Source organism: Pseudomonas sp. ITEM 17296 (genome assembly GCF_028895205.1).
In the GTDB taxonomy this organism is placed as follows: domain Bacteria; phylum Pseudomonadota; class Gammaproteobacteria; order Pseudomonadales; family Pseudomonadaceae; genus Aquipseudomonas; species Aquipseudomonas kermanshahensis.
The window spans coordinates 1-304 of record NZ_WJRS01000103.1; the positions used below are offsets into that span (position 1 = coordinate 1).

Here is a 304-nt window from a genome sequence, read left to right on the forward strand (position 1 = left end):
CGACGACGTCTACAAAGACGCCGGTGAAATCGAGTTGGGCGTGAAGTCGGCAGCAGACATCGATGGCCGTACCTTCGAGAACCTGCAGCTGGGCGATGCGGCCTCGGTCAAAGTCACCGACACCACCGACGACGTGGTGGCTAAACTGACTGCGACGCCTTCGGTTACCGAAGGTGGTGCGATCACTTACACCATCACCCTGACCAACAAAGATGGCTTGCCGATCGACAAGCACTCGGCGCTGACCTTCACCTTGAGCGACGGCACCACCGTCATCACGGTTCCGGCCAACAGCACCACCGGT

1 protein-coding gene is annotated in these 304 nt (G+C 59.9%); it reads left to right on the forward strand.

What is annotated here, in order from left to right; translation table 11 throughout:
• Positions 1-304 (forward strand): immunoglobulin-like domain-containing protein (locus GIB19_RS28240; RefSeq protein ID WP_274888877.1); only part of this gene is annotated, 304 nt, incomplete at both ends.